This window comes from Rhizobium sp. 01L419 (genome assembly GCF_056400025.1).
In genome coordinates, this window is the sequence record NZ_JBFTSM010000003.1 from 1 (window position 1) to 25,517 (window position 25,517).

Genomic DNA, 25,517 nt, shown 5'->3' on the forward strand with positions numbered 1-25,517 from the left:
GATCGAACCGAGCTTTGCACCGGCAGAGGTCATCGCCTTCAGAGCGTTTTCGACGTTGGTCAGAGCGAGACCGAGTTCGGCCTGACCGAAGGACGTGATGTCGAGCGAGTAGACCGAGCCGATCGTACCGCTGGTCGTGCCGAGGATGCCCGAGGTGGTTTCGATCGCACCGGTCGTGGTCATGCCGAACAGAACGTTGCCGTTCGATGCGGTGGACAGGGCRTAGTCGGTCATCTTGACGGAAACGCCGTTCGAACCRTCGCGAACGAAGGAGGAAACGACGCTCTTGGTGCTGGTGGCACCGGCAACCCAGTTTTCACCGGAGAAGGAAGCCGACTGAGCGATGCTCACCAGCTGGTCCTGCAGCTGGTCGATTTCTTCCTGGACCTTCTTCTTGTCGACGCCGTTTTCAGTTGCGGCAACAAGCTTGGCCTTGATTTCGCCGACGACGTCGATGGCGCTGTCCATGGCGGTGTAGGCAGTGTCAACCTTTGCAGCACCGAGGCCGAGAGCGTCGGAAACGGCACCGAGAGCCTTGTTGTCCGAACGCATGGTCGTTGCGATCGACCAGTAGGCAGCGTTGTCGGAAGCCTTGCCGACGCGGTAGCCCGTGGAAACGTGGTTCTGCGTGCTGTTGAGGCCCTGGTTGACGTTACGCAGCGTCTGGAGAGCTGCCTGGGCGGAATTGTTCGTGTTAATGCTCGTCATAAGTGTGTCCCCTAGAAAACTAGATACAAAAAAGGAGGACATACCGGACTATAAATACCGGCGATGACGGACCAGCTTCATGCCACTCGGTGCCTTTGTTTCTTGGCCCAAACCCGTCATGTCCAGGGCAATCTCGCAGCCAATACTTGCCAACTTCTTAAAAGCGGAGCTCCCGGCCAAGCCGCTTCAATTGCATGGTTAATGTTGGTTGAATCAATCTTCGAAATCGCAGCTTTCGCGGAAAGCGGGCATTCGTCCGCACCGGTTTCAAGCAAGCTTCGAATGCCAATGTGGCAGAAGCCGGGATAGTATCGTCGGGCAACCTGCATTCTGCGGGAGGGCCTGATTGCGCGTCCCGTCGGTCACATTTCATGCCGGAACATTTCCTTACGGAGTTAGGTTTTGAACAGCAAAGTTTCGTTCTCGGCGGCATCCCGAGATTATCAGGCAGGCCGCTACACACAGTCCCTGGCGACGCTCAACCAGCTCATCGATACACAGAAGGACGCCAAAACCTACGCTCTCCTGGCCAAGAACCTGCTGCAACTGGGCTTCAAGACCGATGCTGCCAGATCCTACTGCCTGGCGGCCGATTGCGCCGGACAGGGTTCGCTCGAATATCTGAAGACTGCCGCGAAGATCCACCTTGAGGCCGGCAACGAGGACGAAGCGCTTCTGATCGCCATGCGCAACCTTTCCAAGGCGCAGGAAGATCCGGAACTCGCCTTCACCATCGCCTCGGTTTATCTTGGCAGGCAGCAGCGGGATCTGCTGCGCCCCTTCAAGAAGGTGCTGTCCGAGAGCCAGAATCCGGAGCATTCGCGCCTTGCCGCGCAGTTGCTCAACGACGACCTCATGGACGAGACGAACCAGACGCTCGCCCGCAATCTCTTCCGTCGCTATCCGAACAATCTTGCTTTCCGGTTCCTTTATCTCGTCTGCCTGCGCGAATTCAACGAGTTCAGCGAAATCAGCAAGCATCAGGCTTTCATCGACGCCGCCCTGGTCAAGAACGACATCGATGTGCTCAAGAAGGACAACCCGTTCTATCATCTGCACTGGTGCGGCAACGAAGATTATAACCGCCATGCCGCTATCGGCACGAAACCACTCGATCCCGCCCGCGTGGCTTACCGGCGCGGCCTGCCCCATACATGGTCGGACAAGATCCGCATCGGCTACATGTCCTCGGACTTCTGGGACAAGCACGCGACGATGAAGCTGCTGCAGCGCGTCCTTGAGCTTCACGATCGCAACCGCTTCGAAATCACGCTCTTCGACCACACGCTGGCGGAGCACAAGCTGAACAACAACACGACCGACCGCAGCCGTTGGGGCAAGGTCATAGACATCTACGGCCTATCGGACGAGGCGATCTTCAAAACCGTCCGTATGGAAAATATCGACATCATGGTCGATCTGAAGGGTCATACTTCCGGCAGCCGTGCCGTTTCCTTCAACCTGCCGCTGGCGCCGATCCAAGTCGCCTGGCTGGGCTTTCCCGGCAGCACGCTCAATGTCGACCTCGACTACGTCATCGGCGATCACTCGGTGCTGCCTGACGTCGCCAAGCCCTTCTACCACGAGAAATTCCTGCGCATGCCGGAGAGCTACCAGCCGAACGATCCGGCGAACCGGCCGCAACCGCAGCCGGTCACGCGCGAGCAGCTGGGCCTGCCGGAAGATGCCTTCATCTTCGCATCCTTCAACGGTAACCGTAAGATCACCGCTGAAGTCGTCGACAGCTGGTGCAGGATTCTCAAGCGCGCGCCGAACAGCGTGCTCTGGCTGATGGCGAATACCGCGCGCAACCAGGCAAATCTGCTGGACCGCTTCCAGGCCGGCGGCATCTCGCCCAAGCGGATCATCTTCTGCCCGCGCGCGCACTACGAACAGCATATCAGCCGTCAGCAGGCGGCCGACCTCGGCATCGATACCTTCCCTGTCAACGGACACACCACCACTTCGGAACAGCTCTGGGGCGGTCTTCCCGTTCTAACCGTGAAGGGCACCAACTTCGCATCACGCGTCAGCGAAAGCCTGCTGAGAGCGATCGATCTGCCGGAACTCGTTGCCGAGGACATCAAGGCCTATGAGGACCTCGCCGTCGAGCTTGCGCTCAACCCCGAGCGCGTCACCGCATACAAGGAGCATCTGCGGGAGAAGCGCTATATCGCGCCCCTCTTCGATGCCGAACGCTTCTGCCACCATCTCGAACATGCCTATGAGCTGATGACCGAGCGGGCCAAGCAGGGCCTCGGCCCCGACCATATCGACGTTCCGGCACTGCCGCCGCGCACCGAGCCCTTTGGTTCGAACAGCTGAGGCCGGCTTGGGCGCATCCAGCAACACAAAACCCGCCGGATCGCTCCGGCGGGTTTTGTGTTTGTGAGAGGACAGAAAATGCGAGACGGCGGGCTCGCCTTTGCCCGTCAGCTGAAAGAGCGCACGAGACTGCCGACCAGAAGGTTCCAGCCGTCGATCAACACGAAGAAAAGGATCTTGAACGGCAGAGAGATCGATGTCGGCGGCAGCATCATCATGCCCATGGCCATGGTGATCGTCGCAACGATCAGGTCGATGACGAGGAAGGGCAGGACGATGAGGAAGCCGATTTCGAAACCGCGCCGGATCTCCGAGATCATGAAGGCGGGAAGAAGGATGCGGTAGTCGATCGGCTCGGTCGTCCGGATATTCTGGCCGCGCTCGCGGGCAAGATCGGCAAAGAGCGCCAGATCCTTGTCGCGGGTATTGGCAGACATGAAGGTGCGGAACGGCTCGGCAATGCGCTGAACTGCCGTCGCCTCGTCGACCTGGTTGGCGAGCAGTGGCTGAACGCCGTCCTGCCAAGCCTTATCGAAGGTCGGCGACATGACGTAGAAGGTCATGAACAGCGAAAGCGAGAGAAGGATCATGTTCGATGGGGTCGAAGAGAGGCCCATGCCCGAACGCAGGATCGAAAAGGCGATGATGAAGCGCGGGAAGCTCGTCACCATGATGAGGATGCCCGGCGCGACCGAAAGCACGGTCAGGAGGCCGAATGTCCTGATGATCCAGGCGGCGGCGGAGCCGTCGACCGGAATGTTCAATAGATCAGTCGGCAGCTGCTGGGCCACTGCCAGTTCCGGCACCGCCATCATGGCGGCAAGGAAAACTACGAGTCGAATCATTCGATGACAAAGGTCCTGAACATGACCTTCGATACGCGCCCTTGAGAGCGAAGGTCAACACGTTCCTGGATGTCATCCTTGAGATATTGAAAGCCGCGCGGCCCTTCGATCTGCTGAAGGGAAATGGTCCTGACGTAAGCGAGGATATCCTGGTGAATATCCTCGGCGACCTTGACATCCGGCGGTCCGTTGAACATCAGCGCCACCTCGAGTCGGATCCAGTTTTCCGAGGGATAAGCGAGGTTCGACGTGACCGGGTCGAGCAGCACGATGTTATTGGCTTCGTTAGCGATTTTCGGAAGACCGCCCTCGGCCTTCTTCTTGGCCTCGGCCTCCTTGGCCTGCTCGGCCTCCGCGGCGCTGCGGATGTTCGGGGCCACCATGTTGCCGACCGCCCAGCCGCCGCCGGCGCCGACGAGCGTCAGCACGGCAAGGCCGATGATCGTCATCACCATGCCGCCCGACTTCTTTTTCTTGCCTTCGCCTGTTTCGTTGTCTGCCATCTTGGTTCAGCCTCAGAGTGGCGAGAAAAGATCGACAGCCTGCTGGCCGCGCGGCGGCTGCTGCACTTCCATCAGGCGGCCGCGGCCACCGTAGGAGATGCGGGCTTCGGCGATCTTGTCGTAGGAGATCTGGTTGTCGGCATTGACGTCCTGCGGACGCACGATACCGGCGACGTTGAGGATGCGCAGCTCCTGGTTCAGGCGAACTTCCTGCGAACCGCTGATGACCAGGTTGCCGTTTTCGAGAATGCCGGTGACAACAGCGGCAACCAGAAGGTTGAGCTTGTCGGTGCGCTCGATCTTACCCTTGCCGTCGGTGCTCGTGTCGGAGCCGTAAGTCAGGTCCGTCTTGGACTGTGGCGTCCAGCCGAAGACCTGGGCGTTGACATCCCAGTTCATGCCGCTCGAATTCTTGCGGCTGCGGTTGGTCTCATTGTCGAAGGATCCCTTGTCGTTGATCTGGATATCAACCGTCAGAATGTCGCCGACGTTCAGGGCGCGCGCATCCTTGAAGAGCGCAGCCTGTGAATCGCTCCACAGCGAATAGCCCTGGGCGACAGCGCGCGGCTGCTTCGGATAGAGCGCCATCTGCGGCGTTTGGCCGTAGGCGAGACCGCTGCCGATCGGGCTCATGGCAGGCGCGCGGCCGATCTCGTTGACTGCCGTGGACTGGCAGCCCGCAAGGAGGGCAACGGCGGCGACCACAGCCGGTAAACGCTTATTCATGAAGGATCCTTCGAGGTATTGGGATCAGACGCACTTGCGATGATGCCGGCGATACTGGCAGCCTTGGTGGAGTCCATTTCGTTCAGGATCAGGCTGGACTGGCGCGGTCCGAGCCGCATGATGACGGCGGCCGCCAGTTCGGGCCTGACGTCCTGCAACTGCAGGGCTGCCGCATCCGGCTTCATCTTCTTGTAGATATCCGTCAAGCCGGCCTCAGCCTGCTTGAGGAAATCATCACGCCGCTTCAGCCAATCCTGATATTCGGCCTTGCGCTTGTCCATCTCGGCAATGCGACCGTCGATATCGGCGCGCAACTTCTCGAGCTCCTGCTTCTGCAGGAGATAGCGCTGATCGCGCGCGGGATCGGCAATATTCGTGCAGAACTGCTTGACCTCGTCCGTCGAGGTGATGTCGCCGAGCGGCGCCACTTCCTGGGCGAAGGCGCCGGGAATGGTAAGCAGCACCAAGCCTGCGGCCGGCAAAGCCAGCCGGCGCAACAATTCGACGATCGGGTTCTCGTTCTTGATCTTGATCATTGCAGCACAAGCTCCGCTTGCAGGGCGCCTGCAGATTTGATGCCCTGGAGAATGGCGATGATGCCATCCGGTTTGACGCCGATGTTGTTGAGACCGGCAACGAGGGTGCGAAGGTCAGGACCGTCGATGATCGCGACCCGCCCGCCCGTTTTCTGTGCCTGGATATCCGTCTGCGGCTGGACAGCCGTCTCACCGCGCGAGAAGGGCTCCGGCTGGATGATCTGTGGCGTTTCGGTGACCTGCACGGTCAATGTGCCGTAGCTGACGGCAACCGGCGAGACGCGAACATCCGAGCCGATGACGATCGTGCCGGTACGTTCGTTGATGACGACCTTGGCCGGCGTGTCGGTTTCGACCACGAGGTTTTCGATATCGGCCATAAGGCGTGTCAGATCGGCCTCGCGCGGCTTCTCGATGACGACTTCCTGCGAATCCTTGGCTTCCGCGACCGGACCGCCGAAGCGGGCCTTGGCGTAGCCGTTGACGATATCAGCAATGCGGATTGCGGTGGAGAAGTCCGGGTTGCGGAGCTGCAGGACGAGGTTGACCGAATCCTTGAAGCGGGACGGCAGCTCGCGCTCGATGATGGCGCCACCCGGCACACGGCCGGCCGTCGTCACACCCTCGGTCACGGTCGCGGCCTGTCCCTGAGCCTGAAAGCCGGTGACGATGGCGGCGCCCTGGGCGACGGCATAGATCTGGCCGTCGGCGCCTGACAGCGAGGTCATGACAAGCGTGCCGCCGCGCAGCGACGTCGCATCGCCGAGCGAGCTGACCGTCACGTCGATGCGGCTGCCGGGACTGGCGAAGGGCGGCAGGTTGGCGGTGACCATGACGGCGGCCGTATTCTTGGCGTTCGACTGGCCGCCCTGCGTGGAGATGCCGAGGTTCTGCAGCATCGCGCGCATGGACTGCTCGGTGAAGGGCGAAGCACGGAAACCATCGCCGGTTCCCTGCAGGCCGACAATAAGGCCATAGCCGATGAGCTGGTTGTCGCGGCCGGCCTGAAGCGAGGCAATGTCCTTGATGCGGGATGTCAGCGCCCATGCAGGCGTGACATCGGTCAGGCTCATCGCCAGAACCGCAACCAGGCTCAGAATGCGAAAGAAGAACTTCATTTTGCCCTCACATGGACCGTACCGTCGGCGAGCACGGTGCCGCTGACGATGATGCCGGAATCCATATTGCGTGCACGGATCATCTGGCCGGTCGCACCATCTTCGAGAGGCGAGCCGGCAGCGGAAATGGTCATCTGGCCAAGCTGGAATACCAGGCGGATATTGGAACCGCGCGTGACCGTATAAGGCTCGCGCAGGGCGGAGACCGAAATCGTCCGGCCCGGCAGGAGCGTGCGCTTGGAAACAAGCCCTTCGACCTGGGAGACCGATTTTGCATAGTCTCCACTGAGGTTAGGATTGGTGACCTCGACCTCCTGAAGCTGGCCGCTCGAAATCGTGTCGCCGGGGTAGATGATCGTCGTCGGGACGACGGCATAACCCATGCCGGCATCCGCTGCTGCCGGCATGAACATGCCGGCGATTGCGATTGTGGCCGCAGCCACCCATCCCTGGACGTGTCCTGCCCGGCGAAACGTCATGTTCGGCCCTTCCCTCTTACTTCAGGTTCTTGCTGACGATGGATGCCATTTCATCAGCGGTCGTGATCACCTTGGAATTCATTTCATAAGCGCGCTGGGCCGATATCAGCTCGGTGATTTCCTTGACCGGATCGACGTTCGAGGATTCCAGGTAACCCTGCTTGAGATAGCCCATATTGTCTTCGTCGGGATTGCTGATGACAGCTTCGCCGGAGGCCGGCGTTTCCTGGAAGAGGTTGTCGCCGATCGGCTGCAAGCCGGCTTCGTTGACGAAGTCGGCGAGCGTAAGCTGGCCGAGAGTGGTCGGAGTCGTCTGACCGGGCAGCTTGGCGGTGATTTCGCCGGAGCGGCTGATCGTCAGCTCGGTGGAGCCCTGCGGAATAGTGACGCCGGGGATGACTTCATAGCCGTCGATGTTGACGAGCTGGCCCTGGTCGTTCTTGTTGAGCGCACCGGCGCGGCTATAAAGCGTCGTGCCATCCGTCGACTGGATTTGGAAGAAGCCCTTGCCGACGATTGCGACGTCGAGGTCGTTGCCGGTCTGGGTCAATTCGCCCTGCAGATGCAGGTTGCGCACCGCCGAGGTCTGGACGCCGAGACCGATATTGGCGCCTTCGGGAACGACAGCCTGGTTGGCGCGGTTGGCGACACCCTTGGCACGTTCAGTCTGGTAGAGAAGATCGGTGAACTCGGCGCGGGCGCGCTTGAAACCGGTCGTATTGATGTTCGCGATGTTGTTCGCGATGACTTCCAGGTTGGTCTGTTGGGCATCCATGCCCGTTGCTGCGATGGCGAGCGCTCTCATGTGTTCGTCCTCAAATCAGTTACATCTGCATCTTGGTGACTTCGAGGAAGGCCGAGACGACCTTGTCGCGAATGGCAATTGCAGTCTGGAGGGTCTGCTCCGCCTGCAGCATGGAATCGACGACTTCGCGCGTGGAAGCCGTGCCTTTGATGCCGGCAAAGGACATGTTTTCCGCGCCCTTCAGGCTGCTGACGGCTTCGGTCGCCATGTTGCCCATGACGGAGGCGAAGCTCACGCCGCCGGATGCACCGGCCGCAGCAGATGAGGTTGCGGTCGAAGAGGAGGCGGAGTTTTCGGTATCGACGGCGCCCAGGGCGCGGGTCATCGAAAGATTGCTTACATTCTGTACGCTGCTGATCATTACTGTCCGCTCTTCAGGAGATCGATCGTCGATGAAATGAGGTCGCGAGTCTGCTTGATCGTCTGCAGATTGGCGTCATACGAGCGGTTGGCTTCGCGCATGTCGGCCATCTCGATCAGGATGTTGACGTTTGGCATCTTGACGATGCCCTTCTCGTCCGCAGCCGGATTGCTCGGGTCGTATTCCTTGGTGAAATCGCCTTCGTCGGTACCGATCTTCTTGACGTTGACGGTCTCGACGCCGCTGGTGCGGTCAAGCTGCTGGCCGAAGGTGATCGTCTTGCGGCGATAGGGGTCGGCGCCTGGCGTATCGCCGGTCGAACGGGCGTTGGCGATGTTTTCCGAGACGATACGCAGACGTGTCGACTGCGATTCGAGCCCGGAGCCTGCGATTTTCATTGCTGCTGAGAGCGGATCCATGAGCCTATTTCCTTAGCGTCATCAACATCATTCGATGAAAGGAACTGACCAGCGAGGTGTTCAGGTCGTACTGACGCTTGATCTCGCCGGACTTGGAGAGTTCTTCGGCCACACCGACGGTGTTGCCGGATTCCTGAACGCCGATTTCCTGGTCGAGCGCGGCATCCTTCACGTCGATGTCGCTGCCGGTGCTGAAATTGTTGCCGCTCAGATGCATCGGATTGGTACGTGCCATGGTCACGTCCGACTGATCGAGCACCGCCTGAAAAGGCGTTACGTCCTTCGCACGGAACTTCGGCGTGTTTGCATTCGCGATGTTGCCGGCAACAACCTCCTGACGAATCGTCAGCCATTCCGCCTGCTTTGAAGCCAAGTCGAAAAGTTGAATCGGTTGCATGAGAACTCTCCGTTTTTACTACGCCGAACCTAGGGCGGTAATCTTGCGTGGGACTTACGGTAAATGCAGGCTTTACAAGCCATTCTTCGAGATTACTTGCAGACACCGGCCAACCGCCGCCCGGCCGTTCTCCGACAGGACCTCGCAGCGATTCGTCTTTTTGCCTGAACTGAAGCGCGTCGCGATCCCCAGGATCGTCTGCCGCGCCTCAGGCTTTGTTTTCGCATGCTGGTATCGCAAAAACCGCCGCACACTTTTGCGCGGCATGCTTCAGTTGTTCTGGTAGATTTCACCCTTGGAGGTGACGATCACCCATTTGCCATCGCGCTGTTCCAATGTGGCAAGGCGGCTTTCGTCAGGCAGGATCGAGCCGACGCGCACGACATACATTCCCGAGGGATCTTCAATGAGCGCTCGGCCGTTGGCCACGTGCAGCAAACGGAAAGAGCCTTTGCCGGGGAAAGGCTGATCTTCCATCGAGGCGTCGCCGTCGCGCTCCTTGCCGAGTTCGGAAACGGTTGCCGTCGTCATATTGTCGATCGGTGGGACTTTCTTACCTTCATCCTTCTTGTTGACCATGGCGAGCGGTGAAACGCTGAAGACGTTGCGTGCCGGCCAGTCCGGCAATTCACGCGAGGCATTGCTATCGGCGACGCTGATGCCAAACTTGTCCTCGTTGAAGAAGACGTACCAGGGGAAGAAGGCGGAAGCGCCGGCAAGTGCCAGACCCAAGAAGGTCAGCGCGCGATCGAGCAGCACTGCCTTGTTACGCTCTTTCAGCGCCGCGATCCGTTCGTCTTCGAAATCGGCCATGATCAGGCCCTCCTTTGAATAGGCGCACTCGGAGTCGGTACGCCGGCGGCGGCCTTGAGAGCACCGGCAAGATCGGCGAAGGCATCAAGCGATTCGCGGTCTCCCGGAGACTGTTTCAGGACGTCATAGATGATCGGCACCTGCTTGACCGCCATGTCGAGATCGGGATCGGCGCCCGGACGGTAGCCGCCGATAAGGCGCAGGTCGCGCGTTTCCTCGAAGCGGTGGATCAGAACCTTGAGGCGGGAAACCAGCTTCTCCTGATCCGGAGTCCAGGCCTTGCGGGCAAGACGCGAGATGGATGCGAGCGGATCGATCGGTGGATAGCGCCCCTCCTCCGCCAGGCTTCGCTGGAGAACGATATGACCGTCCAGAATACCGCGCGTGGAGTCGGCGATCGGGTCGTTATGATTGTCGCCATCGACGAGGATGGAGATGATTGCGGTGATGGTGCCGGCGCCTTCCTGACCGGGACCGGCGCGTTCCAGAAGACGCGGCAGCTCCGTGAAGACGGAAGCCGGATAGCCGCGGGCGATCGGCGGCTCGCCGGAAGCGGTCGCCACTTCGCGGATCGCGTGGGCAAAACGCGTAACACTATCGATGATGAAGAGAACGTTTTCGCCCTTGTCGCGAAAGTGCTCGGCGATCGTCACGGCTGTCAGCGGCGCCATCTTGCGCAGCATCGGGCTCTCATCGCTGGTGGCAACGACGGCGATCGCCTTCTTCATATCGCTGCCGAGCGTATCCTCGATGAATTCACGGACTTCGCGACCGCGTTCGCCGACCAGCGCGATTACCACCTTGTCGAAGGCGTCGGCGCGGGCCAGCATCGACAGCAGCGTCGACTTGCCGACGCCCGAGCCGGCGAAAATGCCGAGACGCTGACCGAGGCAGAGCGGCGAGAAGATATCGATCGCGCGCACGCCGGTCTTGAAGCCGTTTTCGACGCGCTGACGCGTCATCGAAGGCGGCGCGGTGTTCGAGATCGAACGGCGGTCCAGGCTTTCGGTGATCGGGCCGAGACCGTCGATCGGCTCGCAGAGGGAATTGATGGTGCGGCCGCACCAGCTATCTGACGGAGAGATGCGGAAAGCACCCTTGCGAATGACGACGTCGTGGATGCCGATCGGCTCGCCCGGTTCGATAGGGCAGACATAGATCAGATCCGGCTCCACCTTGACCACTTCGCCGAGATGGATGCCCGTCGCGGATTTATGCGCCACGAACTCGCCGAGGCGTACATGCCGGGAAAGGCCGCGGACGGTATAATGGCCGGCGGCGATCGTGTGCACCCGACCGCCATGTGTCACCGAGAATTCCGGCGAGGCGTAGCGTTTTGCAAGCTCGCCGAGATGTGTGAGCTTCGGCGAGAGCGCGTCCTCAGTCAACAGGGTGGTGTTCATGCTTCACACCCTGCCTTAACGGCTGCCGCCCAGCGTCTGGACCGCTTCCTTGAAGGAGTCTTCGCTATCGCGCATCAGCGACGAGACGCTGTCGAACGCCCTGTTGACCTCGATGAGCTGCGTCATCTCGTGCATCGCATTGACGTTGGAATTTTCAAGATAGCCCTGCTCCACACCGACGTTGAAGCGGTCGACGACAGCGCGCGGCTGCTCGGTCGTCATGATGCCGCTGTTTTCGTAGCGCAGGTAACCCTTGTCGATATCTGCTTCGAAGAGGCCGAGTGAACCGACCTGCCGGTCATTCTGATAAATGATGCCATCCGTGCCGACTTTCGGTTCGCCGCCGCCAGTGTTGAGTACGATCGGCGCACCGCCTGCATCGAGAACCGGATAGCCGCGGGTGGAAACCAGCTCGCCGGTGTCACGGATCGTGAAGCGGCCGTCCCTCGTCAGAACGCGGCCGGCCGGCGTGTCGAGAGAGAACCAGGCATTGCCCTTGATGGCGAAGTCGAGCATGTTGCCGGTGTGCTGCATTTCGCCATGACTGGTGTCCAAGTAGTCGTTGCCCTGAGAGACGAAGGCGACCTTGGTGTTCGTCTTGTTCTCGTTGTTCGCCAACATTTCATCGAACTTTACCTCGGTGCCGCGAAAACCAGTCGTGTTCACGTTGGCCATGTTGTCGGCGATCGTCGTCAGGCGTTTTTCGAGGGCCATCTGCGACGACAGGGAAACGTAAAGACCGGATTGCATGTCGGTAAGCTCCACATTGGCGATAAACGGGACGAAACACCGGGCTCCTTTTAGTTCGGCCACGGGTTCCGCTGAGCGGCATCTCAGACATGGGCGCGCATAGGCCCACTCGTCACGTTCAATATGAAGGTAAATCCTTGTGCGAAGCTGGTAGCGCAAATGAATGCGCAAAAGCCGCGTTCATCAGCCTCACGCAAGGCACAAACCCTATCCGTCGCAAAGAAAAGCAACGTTCAGATTGGGCTGACGATGAATATTATTATCGGATTTGTAGTTGTCTGCGGCTGTATCATCGGTAGCTTCATGGCGATGGGCGGCGAAATCGATGCTCTTTTTCAGCCCTTCGAATTCGTGATCATCGGCGGCGCCGGTCTCGGCAGCTTCATCATGGCCAACCCCATGAAGGTGGTGAAGGACTCCGGCAAGGCGCTCGGCGAGGCCTTCAAGCATTCCGTTCCCAAGGAACGCAACTACCTCGACACGCTTGGTGTCCTTTATTCGCTGATGCGCGACCTGCGTACGAAGTCGCGCAACGAAATCGAAGCGCATATCGACAACCCGGCCGAATCGACGATCTTCCAGCAGGCACCGACGGTTCTGAAGAACAAGGAACTGACGGCCTTCATCTGCGACTACGTGCGCCTGATCATCATCGGCAACGCCCGCTCTCACGAGATCGAGGCGCTGATGGACGAAGAAATCAACACCATCCTTCATGACAAGCTGAAGCCTTACCACGCAATCCAGACAATGGGCGACGCGTTCCCGGCCATCGGCATCGTCGCGGCGGTTCTCGGCGTCATCAAGGCCATGGCGCATATCAACGACTCGCCGGAAGTGCTCGGCCACCTCATCGGTTCGGCACTCGTCGGCACATTCCTCGGAATTCTGCTTTCCTACTGCGTCTGCTCCCCGATCGTTTCCCAGATCAAGATCGTCCGCTCAAAGCAGCACCGCCTCTACGTCGTCGTCAAGCAGACCCTGCTTGCCTACATGAACGGCTCGGTGCCGCAGGTCGCCCTCGAATACGGCCGCAAGACGATCTCAGCGTATGAACGCCCGTCGATCGACGCAGTGGAGCAGGAAATGATGAACCCAGGTGGCGAAAACAAGGCAGCTTAAATGACTATGAGCAATGCTTCGCATGACAACCAGACAATGGATCCTGTCCTTCTTGCCAAATTGACCGGCGGTCTTGGCGACAAGGGCAGGGTTGCCAAGCTCTGCAGTTCCTTCGGCGATATCTACAGCGAATTCCTTCCCGACATCCTGAAGAGCGAAACCGGCCTCGATGTGACAGTCGGCTATCTCGGCTGCGAGATAGGCTACAAGAATCATCTGATCGACGATCTCAGCACCAATATGACGCTCGTCGATGCGACGCTGCGCAACTGGTCCCAGAACATCACGATCGGCTGCGGCAACGGTTTCGTCATTACCCTGATGGAACATCTGCTTGGCGCTACCGCCGAAACGATCGAGGAGCCGGCCGACCGGCTTCTCTCCATTATCGAGCTCGATCTCGCCGTCATGGTGTTCGACAAGATTTCCAAGGTGCTGCGTTCGGCCGTCAACGCGCCGGGCGGCTTCGAGCCCAGCCTGTCGGCTCCCTTCGCTCTTGACGCACGCATCCGTCCGCCGGAAGACCGTCCGGATGAATTCGCGGCTGCGATCAACATGTCGATCACGCTTGCCGGCATCACGTCCGAATTCAGCCTGATCGTCCCCCAAGCGGCGCTGCTCAAGACCAAGGTTTCGGCCCCGAAGGCTAAGAAGCAGCCGAGCAAGTCGCCGGAGTGGACGGAGCAGATCGGCGACCAGGTTCGCCGGTCGCAGGTGACGCTCGAAGCGAAGATCCGCCTGCAGGATCTGACGCTGCGGACGATTTCCAAACTGATGGCCGGCGACGTCATTCCCTTCCGCGACAGCGGCGACGTGCGCGTCGAAGTCAGCGCCAACAGCCGAGAATTGTATGTGTGCGAGTTCGGGCGTTCAGGCGACAACTACATGGTGCGAGTGAAAGACACCATGAATTCGGATGATGAGTTGATCCGGCACTTAATGAATTAATCGGTTCTCTCGCTTTCAGCGCCGCAAAGGCAGTTTGAGGCAAGTTTCAACTGGAATAGTGATTTCATGGCTACGAAGAAGACACAGCAGAATAGTGACCTCTCCCTGGACATGCCGGGCAGTGAAGCCGATCTGGATCAGGCTATCGACGATCTGCGCGGCGTGCTGAAGAAAGATGCGGATAGCGACCTTCCGCAGTTCGGCGACGACCTGCAGAACGATGCTTTCGCAGCAGGTACGGACCTCTCGCCTTTCGGCGGCGATGCCGGCGAAACCTCGTTCGGCGGCGCCGATTTCGCAGGCAGCGATTTCGGGGGCGGCGACTTCGGCGGCAATGCCGCAGACATGGGTGCAGCAGGCTCTCCCAGCCTTGGCGCCGCACCGAGCTTCGGCGGCAACTCCTTCCAGTCCGCTCCGGCACCGCTCGGCAGCGCACTGAATTCGAACTTCGACCTGATCATGGATATTCCTATCGATGTCCAGATCGTGCTCGGGACGAGCCGTATGCAGGTTTCCGGCCTGATGAACCTCACCGAGGGTGCTACTATCGCGCTCGACAAGAAGATCGGCGAGCCGGTCGAAATAATGGTGAACGGCCGCAGGATTGCGCGCGGTGAGATTACGGTCCTTGATAATGACGACACCCGATTCGGTGTAAAACTGATAGAAGTTTTGAGCACGAAAAAAGCCTGATCCCTGTGCGGGACGGAGAGGTTAGACCATGATGGACTTTGACGATTTCGGCGGCGCACTTGCCGGGAAACCGTTGACCCAGGCTGAAAAGGCGGCGGCAGTTCTTCTCGCTATGGGGAAGGGGGTCGCCGGCCGACTGCTGAAATATTTCACGCAGGCCGAGTTGCAGACCATCATCGGATCTGCCCAGGCTCTTCGCGCCATCCCGCCGGACGAGCTTCTTCAGCTCGTCGGCGAATTCGAGGATCTCTTCACCGAAGGCGCCGGTCTGATGGACAACGCCAAGGCGATCGAGGCCATCCTCGAGGAGGGGCTGACGCCTGACGAAGTCGACAGCCTGCTCGGCCGCCGTACCGCCTTCCAGGCCTACGAAACCTCAATCTGGGATCGCCTCGCTGAGGCGGAGCCTACTTTCGTCGCTCAGTTCCTGCTGCGCGAACATCCGCAGACCGTCGCTTATATCCTGTCCATGATGCCTTCGTCCTTTGGCGCAAAGGTGCTGCTGCAGCTTCCCGACAACCGCCGCGCCGACATCATGAACCGCACGGTCAATATGAAGGGCGTCAGCCCGAAGGCTGCGCAGATCATCGAAAACCAGGTGATGACGCTGCTCGCCGAGGTCGACGCGGAACGCAACGCATCCGGCTCGACGAAGGTCGCCGACCTGATGAACGAAATGGACAAGCCGCAGGTCGACACGCTGCTTACCTCGCTCGAATCGATCAGCCGCGAAGCGGTCAACAAGGTTCGTCCGAAGATCTTCCTCTTCGAAGACCTCATGTTCATGCCGCAGCGCAGCCGCGTCATGCTACTCAACGATATTTCGGCCGACGTTCTCACCGTTGCACTGCGCGGCGCATCGGCCGAAATCCGCGAATCGGTGCTTTCCGCCATCAGTCCGCGCCAGCGCCGCATGATCGAATCGGATCTGCAGAGCGGCATGGCCGGCGTCAATCCGCGCGAGATCGCGATCGCCCGGCGCGCTGTCGCACAGGAAGCGATTCGCCTGGCCAATGCCGGCCAGATCGAGCTCAAGGACAAAGAGGGCGGCCCAGCAGCGGCCTAAACGATCGCAGCTGTTGACAAAACCGCTCGCTAGCAAGGCGGCGGTTGATCGCCGGCACGCACAAGACTACCGTTCATGGAAACAGGCCGCACATCAGCAGCGGCCTTTTTCTTTGACGGAGGGCCGCGCACTTGGCCGATGAAGACAAGGACAGCAAAACAGAAGACCCGACCGCGAAAAAGCGGTCTGATGCTGCCGAAAAAGGTAATACCCCCCACTCGCGTGAAATCTCGATCTTTGCGACGATTCTGGCGACCTTCATCTATCTCGTCTTCTTCCTTCCCGACGCAACGTCACACATGGCCGAGACCCTGCGTGACATCTTCGAGCAGCCAGATCAGTGGAAGATCGAGACAGGGCCTGACGTCCTCTCGCTCTTTGCGAAGCTCGGTTGGGCCGTGGCTGCGCTTCTGGCCCCTGCCTTCATCATGTTCATGGCGTTCGGTATCGCCTCATCCGTCTTTCAGAACCTGCCGACGCCGGTTCTCGAACGCATTCGTCCGCAGGCCTCGCGTATTTCACCGATCAAGGGATGGTCGCGGCTCTTCAGCCTTCCGGGCCTCGTCGAATTCGGTAAATCACTGTTCAAGGTGGTCGTCGTCGGGGTGATTCTCTTCTTCGTTCTCAGAAGCGAATATTTCGGCTCGATCGATGCAATGTTCTCCGATCCGCAGACGATCATGGTTCGCATGATGACAGCGATGCGCAAGATCATCATCGTCATGCTCATCGCCACCGCCGCTGTCGCCATCGCTGACATCTTCTGGACGCGATATCATTGGTTCACCGAACTGAAGATGACGAAGCACGAGGTGAAGGAAGAAAACAAACAGTCGCAGGGCGATCCCTTCGTCAAGAGCAGGCAACGCTCTGTCATGCGTGACCGCGCCCGCCGGCGCATGATCGCCGGTGTCCAGCGCGCCACCCTCGTCATCGCCAACCCGACGCACTATGCCGTCGCGTTGCGTTATGTACGCGAGGAAAACGACGCGCCGATCGTCCTTGCCAAGGGGCAGGACCTTATTGCGTTGAAAATCAGAGAGATCGCCGAGGAGAACAACATCCCCGTCTTCGAGGATCCGCCTCTCGCACGCTCCATGTTTGCGCAAGTCTCGGTGGATAGTGTCATACCGTCAGTCTTCTATAAGGCCGTCGCGGAACTCATTCACCGGGTTTACGCCGCGGAGGCCAAGAACAAACGGGTAAGATAAGTCGAATGAAAAAATGCCCCTACTCTGCCCAGCGTGAAAAAATCCTTGCAGAAGCGATCAGCCCGGTCGCAACCGAGCTCAGGCTTCTGGACGCATCCGATCTCATTTCTCTGCTGCGTTTCGAGTATTACGGCAATCTCGCCGACCTCGTCGCTTCCGCGGCGGAACTGTTTTTCCATCCCGGCACTGTCAACTTCGGCCTGGGTGGAAATTATACGCTGGAATGGGGCGGCAAGCCCGAAGTTGTGCTCGATCTCGAAATCAAGCCGCGCGGCGTGACCGTCTACGCGCAACTGACGATGGCCGAAGACCATGCCGGCATCGAGATCAATCATATTTCCTTCCAGAACGCTTCGGTCGATCCGGATGAGAACACGGCTTTTCTGCAAAGGAGCCTGTACGAAGCGCGCTATATCGTCGCGAAGCCGCAGGCGCTGGCCGGCTAGGGCATTTTCCACTTCAGAATATCAGGCCCGGCCCGAAAGGTGCCGGGCTTTGCCTTTCTTAGAGCATTTCCGCATTTCTTCCAATCGCGGAAATTTTCTAACTCCTTGTTTTCACGCAATTCCGGAGCCAAGATCGCTGCAGCTGTTTGCTGGAACGGCCCTAGCTGATATAGCCCAAGCGTATCGCCTTGGCGATCGCCTGGATGCGGTTGACCGAATCAAGCTTGATCGTTGCCGAGCCGAGATAGGCGTTCACCGTGTGGACGGACAGGCCGAGCTTGTCGGCGATTTCTTCGCTGATGCGGCCGTCGCCGGCAAGCTGAAGACAGGCGATCTCGCGTTCGCTCAGTGCTTCTGTCGCCGCCGCACGCCGCTCATCGAGGGACAGCAGGTCCATCATGACATTGCAGCAGCGGCCGTGCAGCTCGATGATTGTGTCGCTCGACGGATCGATATCATCGCCGGTGAAGAGCACGAAGCCGTTGCCTATAGCGCCGAGACGCACCGGAAAGGCAAGACCGGAGAAAGGCACCATGCCGTCTTTCAGTCTCACCATGAAGGGAGAGAAGTCGGTAGGGCCCGGGGCTGCGTGATCGTGGCTACCGGCCCAGAACACAGGCAGCAGCGAGCGATCGATATGGTCGAGCAAAGCTTCGCCATGGGCATCGACGAAACCTTTGCCGAGGCCGGGATTCGAGGGACCCCAGTTCTCCAGCTCGCAGATCAGCCGCTGCTTTGCCGGCACGCCGGAGCCGCTGACGCGAAAAACGGCGAAAGCCTGCGCATCCGCGAGCTTCTGCATGGCGATCAGGCGCGGGAAAAGGTCAGACCGGCTGGAAATCCTGTTCACACGGACCATGCGCATCTGGTCCGTATTGCTTATCGCCCTGCCTGGTTGATGCCCCATAATTCCCCTCAAACGAGATTGTTGCGAACGGCGAAGGCTATCGCCTCGGAACGCGTCTTCGTTGCAGTCTTACGCATCACGCTGGTGATATAGTTATTGATGGTATTCCGGGAGATGCCGAGGATCATGGCGATCTCGTCGCTTGTCTTGCCCTCCGCAATCCAGAAGAGGCATTCCAGCTCGCGGTCCGTCAGCTCAAAATCGCGATCGACCTTCGTGCCCCCGCACCGAAGGAAGCTTGCGATATAACCTGCAAGGAGGCCTACGTCCCGGAGACGTTCCGGCGAAAGAACGACGCCTTCCCTGAACAGGAACATCAGCACCAAGCGAGAGCGGCCGACATTGAAGGTCAGGGAGCAATATTGCCGGCTCGCGCCAGGCGGCACTTCCGCACCCTCAGGCAGAAGCGCAAAGCCTGGCTGCAGTACCTGCATGCACTTGTCGAATTCCGTCGAGCGCGCATAACCGGCAACCAGGTCATTGGCGACCTCCTTCACCAGATCGAAGGGCCAGTCGGACGAAACGATAAAGTCGAGACCGCTTTCCTGGATGAGGTCACAGCGCGCCATAAGATAGTGCATGGCGCCGACATACTCGGTCAGCGCCCGCAAACCGGCCTGCAACTTACCGGTTTCGGCAATGACGCGAAGGCGATCGATCAGTTCGTCGCGTGGCTGAAGATCCGGCACATTGGCGCCAATGAAGTTCGCCATATGCTTCTCGCCTTTATTCGCCTGAAATATATCCATATCCATTGGCAATGACCCGCGGCTGAGAAACTGTCGATTCTCGCAATGAAGTTCTGTTTTTGTGAAAGGGATTCAAACACATGCCCCACGCGAATCCCACTTCGAATCACTTGAGGGTAAGCCAACCAACGCAAATCACCATCTCCGACTTCTGGGGATTTACTTTTGCGACCTTCCATGCGGTGATTCGATCACCACTCCGCTCTCGCGAAGATGTATGAAACTAGGATGATTCTGGTATTGGCCGCAACGTTCCTCGCCTTATACGCGAGTGAAGCCGAGCGGAATTATCAGTCTGAATGGCGTAATTATCACAGTTCCGGCCAGAGACGCGCGGCACAGAATGCCTTGGCGGAAGCAAATTTCAAACGCACAAAAGCAACGAACTATTGTTCCAGTGGAGAAATACTTACACCGCCCGTCTTATGCAGGGCTTGAGCCTCATGCGAACGGCGCCATCCCGTTGTCCTGCGATCTCTACGTTCGAATTCTCTGCAGCAGAGTAGTCGACCGTTTAAAAACCGGTTACGAGTGGCGGTAACGGTCTTGTTACCGCGCAATGGATCCTCGGATGAAAAAGAAAAAAGGCCGGTTCCCCGGCCTTTTCATTATGCTGCTTCGTCGATGGCCCATTTCCTGAGGATCTTCGCAGCGCGTTCCTCGTTGATCTCCACCATGCGAGCGAGCTTGCGTTCCGGACCTTCCTTGACGCGGCGGTTGAAGTTGCCGTCGTCGTCGCCGAGACTGAGCAGATCCTCGGTGCTGTCGAAGCCGAAGTCGGAGCCGAAGCCATCCATGAGCGCCCCGCCCGAGGACGCGCCTGCCGGTGCGAAGTCCGGCAGTTCCAGGCCAGCCGATTCCGGAGTGGCGTCGCCGAGCATTGCGGAGGAGGACGAGCCCGAGCCGTTGACGGTGCGGATGAGGGGACGCACGCCCAGCCAGACGACCACGAAGGCGACAGCGACGAAGGCAAGAGAGTTGATGATGCCGGCGAGGTTGCGGCTCAGCACATCCATGACATGAACGCCGCCGTTCGCGTCGTCGAGAAGCTGGTTCTCGAGGAAGTCCATTGCGGTCACGGTGACCACGTCGCCGCGGTTCGTATCGAGGCCGGCAGCCGAGGCGACGATATTCTTCATCTCTGCGAGATAGGCGTCGATCTTGGCCTGGTCTGCCGGTTCGCCCACCATCTTGCCGATGCGGCCCTTGTTGACGACGACGGCGACCGAGAGTTTTTCGACCCGGTAGCTGTTGCGCGTCGTGGCTGTCGTCTTGCTGTTGATTTCGTAATTGGTCTGCTCTTCGCGCTTGTCGGACTTGTCCTCCGACTGCGGACCACTGGCGCCGCCTGCGTCGGGTGCAGCCTGCGGAATGTTCTGCTCGACCGTCGTCGCGTTGTCGGACTGATGCTGCTGGGACTGCTGGTTTTCCTTCGTCGAGCGAACAGAGCGCTCGACCTTGGATTCCGGATCGTAGGTGGTTTCCTGGATCTGCTGGGCGTCAGTGTTGAGATTGGCCGTTACGCTGGAGCGGAAGTTGTCCATGCCGAGGAAGGGGGCGAGCGCCTTGTCGATGTTCGATTCGACTTCCTGCTGAACGTTCTGGACGATGTTAAGCGAGCGGTTCAGCGTGCCGTTGCCGGCTTCATCGCCGGAAGCAAGAAGCTGGCCGGCAGAATCGAGGATCGTCACGTCATTGACATCGAGCCCCGGCACGGCCGAGGCGACGAGGTGACGGATTGACGTGGCAGCGTTTCGCCCTGTCGTAGCGCTGGCGCGAATCATGACGGAAGCCGTCGGCTTCTGTTCGGCCTTACGGAAGTTGCCGACCTCGGGCATGACGATGTGAACGCGTGCGGCGGTGATGCCTGAGATCGACTGAATGGTTCGGCCGATTTCACCTTCGAGAGCGCGTACACGGGTCACTTCCTGCATGAAGGAGGTGAGGCCGAGCGATCCGACATTGTCGAAGAGTTCGTAACCGGCGTTGGCGCTGTTCGGCAGGCCGCGCTCGGCAAGCAACAGGCGGGCTTTGCCCGTCATGCCGGCCGGTACGGTGATGCTGGAGCCGTCCGTTCCGACCTGAAAATCGATGTTGCTTTCGGCAAGCGCCATGCTGATCTGGTTGAGATCTGGCTTCTCCAGGCCGACATAAAGCGTTTCCTGGGCCGGTTTGTTGACGAAAATTGCCGCGGCCAGGATGATTGCGATGGAAGCGGCGCCGACCCCACCAAGGATCATCAAACGCGTCCGCCCAAGGGAACCAAAGTTCTTAAAAATCTGAACTAATTGATTTAACAGATTCATTCTGTTCTCGCACGATCCGTCAAAGACAAAGCAGGCTTATTGCCTCATTTGACGAATAGACGCCGAAACTTGTGCGAGCGTTTCGTTCAGCGCATGCCGGAATGAATTACAATCTCAGAAGAAATCGAAATCGCCGGCTGCTTTGCTGAGTGGCTGGGAGTGACCGTGACGGGTACCGCCGCCGAGGGCTTTCTGCATTTCGGCAAGCTTGACGAGGCTCAGCGCAGTGGCGACGTCGATCGACCAGTTCTGCGGAATTTCACCGGTGATGGTATCGATGAATTCGGCCAGACCGCGCGATTTCTGCACGGCAAGATCGATGCCCTGCATCACTTTCATGCTGTCGGGAGAGCTCAGGATTTCCGTGCCGCCCAATTCGATCAGCTGGGGCTCGATCCGCTCGATCAGGTAGGCAACGTCGTGAAGCTCGGAGACAATCCGCATCAATACGTCGCTCAGCGCCTCGACCGGCGATGGCGGCTCGATGATCGGTGTAAAACTCATATAAAAATCCTCGCCATCAAAAAAATTCGATACTGGTCTCGGCGGGCTTCTGCGGAGCAGCTGGGCGCTGCTCGAGAGCGACGGTTTTCTGCGTTTCGGCGCCGGTCAGGGGGTATTGCCGGGCCCGGCCGGAGACCGGCCAATATTCGATCTTGCGTCCGTGCTCACCGCCGGTGCTGGAGCTGACCACCGGAATGCCTTCATCACGAAGGAACTGCATGGCGAAGGCGGCGTTCTGTTCGCCGACATTGGAAAATGTCGAGATCGTCTTCGCGCCTCCGAATATCTTGGCCTCCAGCCGGTCGCGCCGGGCGCCCTTTTTCAGGAGGCCGTTGATCAGCAGTTCCATGAGATGCACGCCGTAGCGCGTGGCATCGCCGCCAGTCATCGGGGTGTTGCCTGTCCCCGGCAGCAGGAAGTGGTTCATGCCGCCGACACCAGCGACCGGATCTCTCAGGCAGGCTGCCACGCACGAGCCCAGGATAGTCGAAAGCACCGCATCCGGGTCGCTCAGGACTTTATATTCACCCTGAATGATGTGCACGCGGCGAACCGCACCCTCGGTGATCATTTCAGGGCTCCAAACACGGCTTCGATAGCCGCTTTCATCTTTTCGATGGTGAAGGGCTTTGCCAGAACGTTGTTTGCACCGAGCTGGGCAGCTTTCGTCACCAGCGCACGGTCGCCCTGTGCGGTGAGGATGATGAAGGCAGCCTTCTTGGTGTTCGGGTTGGCCCGAACGGCCTGGAGGAAGCCGATGCCATCCATCTTCGGCATGTTGAAGTCCGAGATCACGAGATGGTGGGGCTGTTCCGCCATGATCTTCATGCCCTGCTCGCCATCGCCGGCAGAGGTGATCTGCTTGAAGCCGAGCTGGGTCAGCGCGTCGCTGAGCAGCAGGCGGCTGGTAACCTGATCATCAACGATCAGAACTTTGATTTTCTCCGCGATCGACATTATTCGGTCCCTTCCTTTCGGGCGGCTGTCATTTTCAATATTTCTTCGCCGATAGCAGCAAGCGGGAGCTGCTGTTCAACTGCGCCAAGTTCGTAGGCAACCCTTGGCATTCCGTAAACAACACAGGTTTTTTCGTTCTGGCCGAGCGTTCTGGCCCCTGCATGTCGCATTTTTAACAACCCGGCGGCCCCATCGCGGCCCATGCCGGTAAGGATCACGCCGACGGCATTGCGTCCGGCGAGCTCGGCAACCGAATCGAAGAGCACATCGACCGACGGGCGATGGCCGTTGACCGGCCCCCGCTCGACCAGCCGGCAGCAGGGCGCCGAGACGTTGGAGACCTGCAGATGACGCTCGCCGCCAGGCGCAAGATAGACCTTGCCGATCTCGAGACGGGCGCCGTCAGTTGCTTCTTCCACGACAGGCGCGCAGAGGCGATTCAACCGCTCGGCAAAGCTCTTGGTGAAAGTCGGCGGCATATGCTGGGTAATGACGGTCGGCGGGCAATTCGCCGGGAATTTCTGCAGCACGGCGATCAGGGCTTCTACGCCACCGGTCGAAGAGCCGATCGCCACGATCTTGCGACCAACGCGGAAGTCGGCGACTGCGGGCGGCGGCGTGATGGCGGCAGGCTTTGCCGGCTGGGTGAAGTTGCGCTGCGTGCGGGCAGCAGCCTTTACCTTCTCGACGAGGTCTCCGAAGGGGCGCGGCTCGCCCGGCTGCGGCTTGCCGACGCAATCGAAAGCACCGATTTCGAGGGCCGCGAGTGTTGCCTCGGCGCCGCGATGCGTCATGGTCGAGACCATGATCACAGGCATGGGCCGCAGGCGCATGATCTTTTCGAGAAAGTCGAGGCCGTTCATGTTCGGCATCTCGATATCCAGGGTGAGGACATCGGGGTTCAGCCGCTTGATCGCCTCGCGCGCCTCCAGGGCGTCGCCGGCCTGGCCTATGACGCTGACTTCGGGATCCGAACTCAAGACGGCTGTGATCAGGCCGCGCATGGTCGGCGAGTCGTCAACAACGAGAACTCTTGCAGGAGCACTCATGCCTTCCTCCCGATACCCTTGCTCGTATAGCGATAGGTGGTGATTCCGATATTGTCGAAGACGTTCTTGGCCTCGCCCGAGACGCGTTCGGAATGGCCGATATAGAGATGGCCGCCCTCCGGCAGCAGGCCAGCAAAGCGCTGCCAGATCTTCATCTGCGTCGGCTCGTCGAAGTAGATGACGACATTGCGACAGAAGATGACGTCGAACTTGCCCTTGAACGGCCACTGGGCCATCAGGTTCAACTCGTTGTAAGTGATGAGGCGCTTCACGCGGTCGTCGACCTGAAACTTGCGGCGCCCCTGCATCTCGACCTCGGTAAACCATTGCTTACGCATGGCAGGCGAGACGGTTTCCAGCGCATTTTCGTCGTAGGCGCCGGCTCGGGCGATCGCGAGGATCTTGGGGTCGATGTCGGTCGCTAGAATCTTGAAGTCGTAATCGGCAACGTTCGGCATCATTGACAGAACGGTCAGCGCGATCGAATAGGGCTCCTGCCCGTCCGAGGAGGCAGCCGACCAGATACGGACACGGCCGCCGGCGCGCGCCCGGTTCAGAAGATCGGGCAACACATGGTCGCGCAAGTGTTCGAAGTGATGGTTTTCGCGGAAGAAGCGTGTGAAGTTCGTCGTCAGGTGCGACAACATTTCGCGCCGGGCGGCAGCGCCTGCCGGCGAGGCGACAAGCTCGCAATATTCGCGAAATCCTGAAAGGCCAAGGTTGCGGATATGCTTCGACAAACGAGAGTAGACCAGCGAGGCCTTCGTCTCGTTGAGATAGATTCCGGCATCCGCATAGATCATCGCGGCGATTTCCGAGAGGTCGCGGCGTGTCAGCGGGTATTCCCCACTCGCCAGGACCTCGTCGGTTGACTGCCTCTGATCTTTTACGCCCAGTACATTCATGCGGCTTCGCTTTCGGTCTCGGGGAACAGAGCTTCGAGTTCGATCAGGCAGATCATTCGCTTATCGATGGCGAGAATGCCCCGGGCGAATTGGCGTACGAGGTCGGAGGAGACCTCGGGCGTCGGCTGGATGTTGTCTTCAGTCACCGTCAGAATGTCGGAAACCGCCTCGACCAGAAGACCCACCACTTTGCGGCGGACCTGGGCCACGATGATGACATGGCGGGCGGTCGCATCGGTCGGCCTCATGCCGAGCCGGGCCGACAGGTCGACAATCGGCATCACCGCACCACGCAGGTTGATGACCCCCATCACATAGGACGGCGACTGCGGCATCGCGGTTGCCGGGGTCCAGCCCCGGATCTCGCGCACCGCCATGATGTTCACGCAGAATTCCTGATCGCCGATGCGGAATGCGATGAGCTCGCGTCCGCCGAGGGTCAGATTTTTTGCCGTGTGCGACATCG

The 25,517-nt window shown here is 59.4% G+C and carries 30 protein-coding genes; 7 read left to right on the forward strand and 23 right to left on the reverse strand.

Going from position 1 to position 25,517, the window contains the following annotated elements; all coding sequences use genetic code 11:
- Window positions 1-708 (reverse strand): flagellin N-terminal helical domain-containing protein (locus tag AC1DUP_RS06930; RefSeq protein WP_477832282.1); only part of this gene is annotated, 708 nt, incomplete at its 3' end.
- Window positions 709-1,110: 402 nt separating this feature from the next.
- Between AC1DUP_RS06930 and AC1DUP_RS06935 the strand changes: the two genes are divergently transcribed.
- Window positions 1,111-3,033, forward strand: a complete 1,923-nt coding sequence (locus AC1DUP_RS06935; RefSeq protein ID WP_477832283.1) for an O-linked N-acetylglucosamine transferase, SPINDLY family protein — start codon at window positions 1,111-1,113, stop codon at window positions 3,031-3,033.
- Window positions 3,034-3,140: 107 nt separating this feature from the next.
- Here the strand turns inward: AC1DUP_RS06935 and fliP are convergent, their stop codons facing one another.
- From fliP to flgF, 13 genes are all read right to left on the reverse strand, one after another.
- Entirely contained in the window at window positions 3,141-3,878 is a 738-nt protein-coding gene (gene fliP, locus AC1DUP_RS06940) for a flagellar type III secretion system pore protein FliP (protein WP_477832284.1), read from the reverse strand.
- Window positions 3,875-4,381, reverse strand: a complete 507-nt coding sequence (locus tag AC1DUP_RS06945) for a flagellar basal body-associated FliL family protein (protein ID WP_113298570.1) — start codon at window positions 4,379-4,381, stop codon at window positions 3,875-3,877. The genes fliP and AC1DUP_RS06945 overlap by 4 nt, the downstream gene beginning before the upstream one ends.
- 12 nt (window positions 4,382-4,393) lie before the next feature.
- Entirely contained in the window at window positions 4,394-5,107 is a 714-nt protein-coding gene (gene flgH, locus AC1DUP_RS06950) for a flagellar basal body L-ring protein FlgH (RefSeq protein WP_113298569.1), read from the reverse strand.
- On the reverse strand, window positions 5,104-5,643 hold the full coding sequence (locus AC1DUP_RS06955; protein WP_113306930.1) for a MotE family protein: 540 nt from the start codon (window positions 5,641-5,643) through the stop codon (window positions 5,104-5,106). The genes flgH and AC1DUP_RS06955 overlap by 4 nt, the downstream gene beginning before the upstream one ends.
- Window positions 5,640-6,761 (reverse strand): flagellar basal body P-ring protein FlgI, encoded by a 1,122-nt coding sequence (locus AC1DUP_RS06960; RefSeq protein ID WP_477832285.1) that lies wholly within the window; start codon window positions 6,759-6,761, stop codon window positions 5,640-5,642. Before AC1DUP_RS06960 ends, AC1DUP_RS06955 begins: the two co-directional genes overlap by 4 nt.
- A complete protein-coding gene (gene flgA / locus AC1DUP_RS06965) occupies window positions 6,758-7,240 on the reverse strand; it encodes a flagellar basal body P-ring formation chaperone FlgA (RefSeq protein WP_113298566.1) in 483 nt (160 codons plus the stop codon). Before flgA ends, AC1DUP_RS06960 begins: the two co-directional genes overlap by 4 nt.
- A 16-nt stretch (window positions 7,241-7,256) precedes the next feature.
- Window positions 7,257-8,045 carry a flagellar basal-body rod protein FlgG gene (flgG, locus tag AC1DUP_RS06970; protein ID WP_113298565.1) on the reverse strand — a complete coding sequence of 263 codons (789 nt, stop codon included), beginning with the start codon at window positions 8,043-8,045 and terminating at the stop codon, window positions 7,257-7,259.
- A gap of 19 nt (window positions 8,046-8,064) precedes the next feature.
- On the reverse strand, window positions 8,065-8,406 hold the full coding sequence (gene fliE, locus AC1DUP_RS06975; protein WP_113298564.1) for a flagellar hook-basal body complex protein FliE: 342 nt from the start codon (window positions 8,404-8,406) through the stop codon (window positions 8,065-8,067).
- Complete coding sequence (gene flgC / locus AC1DUP_RS06980; RefSeq protein ID WP_113012948.1) at window positions 8,406-8,825, reverse strand: flagellar basal body rod protein FlgC; 420 nt, start codon at window positions 8,823-8,825, stop codon at window positions 8,406-8,408. The genes fliE and flgC overlap by 1 nt, the downstream gene beginning before the upstream one ends.
- 4 nt (window positions 8,826-8,829) lie before the next feature.
- Window positions 8,830-9,222 carry a flagellar basal body rod protein FlgB gene (gene flgB / locus AC1DUP_RS06985; RefSeq protein ID WP_113298563.1) on the reverse strand — a complete coding sequence of 131 codons (393 nt, stop codon included), beginning with the start codon at window positions 9,220-9,222 and terminating at the stop codon, window positions 8,830-8,832.
- Between the two features lie 270 nt (window positions 9,223-9,492).
- A complete protein-coding gene (locus AC1DUP_RS06990; RefSeq protein ID WP_113509197.1) occupies window positions 9,493-10,035 on the reverse strand; it encodes a flagellar protein in 543 nt (180 codons plus the stop codon).
- A 2-nt stretch (window positions 10,036-10,037) separates the two neighbouring features.
- A complete protein-coding gene (gene fliI / locus AC1DUP_RS06995) occupies window positions 10,038-11,438 on the reverse strand; it encodes a flagellar protein export ATPase FliI (protein ID WP_113298561.1) in 1,401 nt (466 codons plus the stop codon).
- A 15-nt stretch (window positions 11,439-11,453) separates the two neighbouring features.
- Entirely contained in the window at window positions 11,454-12,188 is a 735-nt protein-coding gene (flgF, locus tag AC1DUP_RS07000; RefSeq protein ID WP_113298560.1) for a flagellar basal-body rod protein FlgF, read from the reverse strand.
- A gap of 249 nt (window positions 12,189-12,437) precedes the next feature.
- Here flgF and motA point away from each other — a divergent pair, with 249 nt between their 5' ends.
- From motA to AC1DUP_RS07030, 6 genes are all read left to right on the forward strand, one after another.
- Complete coding sequence (gene motA / locus AC1DUP_RS07005) at window positions 12,438-13,310, forward strand: flagellar motor stator protein MotA (protein WP_113298621.1); 873 nt, start codon at window positions 12,438-12,440, stop codon at window positions 13,308-13,310.
- A complete protein-coding gene (locus tag AC1DUP_RS07010) occupies window positions 13,311-14,258 on the forward strand; it encodes a flagellar motor switch protein FliM (protein WP_113298559.1) in 948 nt (315 codons plus the stop codon).
- A 66-nt stretch (window positions 14,259-14,324) separates the two neighbouring features.
- Window positions 14,325-14,951: a flagellar motor switch protein FliN gene (fliN, locus tag AC1DUP_RS07015; RefSeq protein WP_113298558.1), complete on the forward strand. Its 627-nt coding sequence runs from the start codon at window positions 14,325-14,327 to the stop codon at window positions 14,949-14,951.
- A gap of 28 nt (window positions 14,952-14,979) precedes the next feature.
- Window positions 14,980-16,017, forward strand: coding sequence for a flagellar motor switch protein FliG (gene fliG / locus AC1DUP_RS07020; protein ID WP_113298557.1), 1,038 nt, complete (start codon window positions 14,980-14,982; stop codon window positions 16,015-16,017).
- 131 nt (window positions 16,018-16,148) lie between these two features.
- Window positions 16,149-17,228, forward strand: coding sequence for a flagellar biosynthesis protein FlhB (gene flhB, locus AC1DUP_RS07025; protein WP_113298556.1), 1,080 nt, complete (start codon window positions 16,149-16,151; stop codon window positions 17,226-17,228).
- 5 nt (window positions 17,229-17,233) lie between these two features.
- Window positions 17,234-17,674: a hypothetical protein gene (locus AC1DUP_RS07030; RefSeq protein ID WP_113298555.1), complete on the forward strand. Its 441-nt coding sequence runs from the start codon at window positions 17,234-17,236 to the stop codon at window positions 17,672-17,674.
- Between the two features lie 160 nt (window positions 17,675-17,834).
- Here the strand turns inward: AC1DUP_RS07030 and visR are convergent, their stop codons facing one another.
- From visR to AC1DUP_RS07075, 9 genes are all read right to left on the reverse strand, one after another.
- Window positions 17,835-18,581, reverse strand: a complete 747-nt coding sequence (gene visR, locus AC1DUP_RS07035; protein WP_477832286.1) for a transcriptional regulator VisR — start codon at window positions 18,579-18,581, stop codon at window positions 17,835-17,837.
- A gap of 8 nt (window positions 18,582-18,589) precedes the next feature.
- On the reverse strand, window positions 18,590-19,336 hold the full coding sequence (visN, locus tag AC1DUP_RS07040) for a transcriptional regulator VisN (protein ID WP_113298553.1): 747 nt from the start codon (window positions 19,334-19,336) through the stop codon (window positions 18,590-18,592).
- 602 nt (window positions 19,337-19,938) lie between these two features.
- Complete coding sequence (fliF, locus tag AC1DUP_RS07045) at window positions 19,939-21,636, reverse strand: flagellar basal-body MS-ring/collar protein FliF (RefSeq protein ID WP_115035699.1); 1,698 nt, start codon at window positions 21,634-21,636, stop codon at window positions 19,939-19,941.
- Window positions 21,637-21,750: 114 nt separating this feature from the next.
- Complete coding sequence (gene cheT, locus AC1DUP_RS07050; RefSeq protein ID WP_113298551.1) at window positions 21,751-22,140, reverse strand: chemotaxis protein CheT; 390 nt, start codon at window positions 22,138-22,140, stop codon at window positions 21,751-21,753.
- A 16-nt stretch (window positions 22,141-22,156) separates the two neighbouring features.
- Window positions 22,157-22,711, reverse strand: a complete 555-nt coding sequence (cheD, locus tag AC1DUP_RS07055; protein WP_113298550.1) for a chemoreceptor glutamine deamidase CheD — start codon at window positions 22,709-22,711, stop codon at window positions 22,157-22,159.
- Window positions 22,708-23,097 (reverse strand): response regulator, encoded by a 390-nt coding sequence (locus tag AC1DUP_RS07060; RefSeq protein ID WP_113298549.1) that lies wholly within the window; start codon window positions 23,095-23,097, stop codon window positions 22,708-22,710. The genes cheD and AC1DUP_RS07060 overlap by 4 nt, the downstream gene beginning before the upstream one ends.
- Window positions 23,097-24,146, reverse strand: coding sequence for a protein-glutamate O-methylesterase CheB (cheB, locus tag AC1DUP_RS07065; protein WP_113298548.1), 1,050 nt, complete (start codon window positions 24,144-24,146; stop codon window positions 23,097-23,099). Before cheB ends, AC1DUP_RS07060 begins: the two co-directional genes overlap by 1 nt.
- On the reverse strand, window positions 24,143-25,051 hold the full coding sequence (gene cheR, locus AC1DUP_RS07070) for a protein-glutamate O-methyltransferase CheR (RefSeq protein ID WP_113298547.1): 909 nt from the start codon (window positions 25,049-25,051) through the stop codon (window positions 24,143-24,145). The genes cheB and cheR overlap by 4 nt, the downstream gene beginning before the upstream one ends.
- Entirely contained in the window at window positions 25,048-25,515 is a 468-nt protein-coding gene (locus AC1DUP_RS07075) for a chemotaxis protein CheW (protein WP_113298546.1), read from the reverse strand. The genes cheR and AC1DUP_RS07075 overlap by 4 nt, the downstream gene beginning before the upstream one ends.
- Window positions 25,516-25,517 lie beyond the last annotated feature (2 nt).

Excerpts from the sequence above, each read along its gene's own strand:
- AC1DUP_RS07030 (WP_113298555.1), top strand. The coding sequence starts at position 17,234 with ATGAAAAAATGCCCCTACTCTGCCCAGCGTGAAAAAATCCTTGCAGAA.
- flgA (WP_113298566.1), bottom strand. The coding sequence starts at position 7,240 with ATGACGTTTCGCCGGGCAGGACACGTCCAGGGATGGGTGGCTGCGGCC.
- fliI (WP_113298561.1), bottom strand. The coding sequence starts at position 11,438 with ATGAACACCACCCTGTTGACTGAGGACGCGCTCTCGCCGAAGCTCACA.
- flgB (WP_113298563.1), bottom strand. The coding sequence starts at position 9,222 with ATGCAACCGATTCAACTTTTCGACTTGGCTTCAAAGCAGGCGGAATGG.
- cheB (WP_113298548.1), bottom strand. The coding sequence starts at position 24,146 with ATGAGTGCTCCTGCAAGAGTTCTCGTTGTTGACGACTCGCCGACCATG.
- AC1DUP_RS06955 (WP_113306930.1), bottom strand. The coding sequence starts at position 5,643 with ATGATCAAGATCAAGAACGAGAACCCGATCGTCGAATTGTTGCGCCGG.
- fliF (WP_115035699.1), bottom strand. The coding sequence starts at position 21,636 with ATGAATCTGTTAAATCAATTAGTTCAGATTTTTAAGAACTTTGGTTCC.
- AC1DUP_RS06945 (WP_113298570.1), bottom strand. The coding sequence starts at position 4,381 with ATGGCAGACAACGAAACAGGCGAAGGCAAGAAAAAGAAGTCGGGCGGC.
- visN (WP_113298553.1), bottom strand. The coding sequence starts at position 19,336 with ATGGATATGGATATATTTCAGGCGAATAAAGGCGAGAAGCATATGGCG.
- AC1DUP_RS06960 (WP_477832285.1), bottom strand. The coding sequence starts at position 6,761 with ATGAAGTTCTTCTTTCGCATTCTGAGCCTGGTTGCGGTTCTGGCGATG.
- AC1DUP_RS07075 (WP_113298546.1), bottom strand. The coding sequence starts at position 25,515 with ATGTCGCACACGGCAAAAAATCTGACCCTCGGCGGACGCGAGCTCATC.
- fliN (WP_113298558.1), top strand. The coding sequence starts at position 14,325 with ATGGCTACGAAGAAGACACAGCAGAATAGTGACCTCTCCCTGGACATG.
- fliP (WP_477832284.1), bottom strand. The coding sequence starts at position 3,878 with ATGATTCGACTCGTAGTTTTCCTTGCCGCCATGATGGCGGTGCCGGAA.
- AC1DUP_RS06990 (WP_113509197.1), bottom strand. The coding sequence starts at position 10,035 with ATGGCCGATTTCGAAGACGAACGGATCGCGGCGCTGAAAGAGCGTAAC.
- cheD (WP_113298550.1), bottom strand. The coding sequence starts at position 22,711 with ATGATCACCGAGGGTGCGGTTCGCCGCGTGCACATCATTCAGGGTGAA.
- flgF (WP_113298560.1), bottom strand. The coding sequence starts at position 12,188 with ATGCAATCCGGTCTTTACGTTTCCCTGTCGTCGCAGATGGCCCTCGAA.
- AC1DUP_RS07010 (WP_113298559.1), top strand. The coding sequence starts at position 13,311 with ATGACTATGAGCAATGCTTCGCATGACAACCAGACAATGGATCCTGTC.
- flgC (WP_113012948.1), bottom strand. The coding sequence starts at position 8,825 with ATGGATCCGCTCTCAGCAGCAATGAAAATCGCAGGCTCCGGGCTCGAA.
- fliG (WP_113298557.1), top strand. The coding sequence starts at position 14,980 with ATGATGGACTTTGACGATTTCGGCGGCGCACTTGCCGGGAAACCGTTG.
- cheR (WP_113298547.1), bottom strand. The coding sequence starts at position 25,051 with ATGAATGTACTGGGCGTAAAAGATCAGAGGCAGTCAACCGACGAGGTC.
- visR (WP_477832286.1), bottom strand. The coding sequence starts at position 18,581 with ATGGGGCATCAACCAGGCAGGGCGATAAGCAATACGGACCAGATGCGC.
- flgH (WP_113298569.1), bottom strand. The coding sequence starts at position 5,107 with ATGAATAAGCGTTTACCGGCTGTGGTCGCCGCCGTTGCCCTCCTTGCG.
- flgG (WP_113298565.1), bottom strand. The coding sequence starts at position 8,045 with ATGAGAGCGCTCGCCATCGCAGCAACGGGCATGGATGCCCAACAGACC.
- fliE (WP_113298564.1), bottom strand. The coding sequence starts at position 8,406 with ATGATCAGCAGCGTACAGAATGTAAGCAATCTTTCGATGACCCGCGCC.
- cheT (WP_113298551.1), bottom strand. The coding sequence starts at position 22,140 with ATGAGTTTTACACCGATCATCGAGCCGCCATCGCCGGTCGAGGCGCTG.
- AC1DUP_RS07060 (WP_113298549.1), bottom strand. The coding sequence starts at position 23,097 with ATGTCGATCGCGGAGAAAATCAAAGTTCTGATCGTTGATGATCAGGTT.
- motA (WP_113298621.1), top strand. The coding sequence starts at position 12,438 with ATGAATATTATTATCGGATTTGTAGTTGTCTGCGGCTGTATCATCGGT.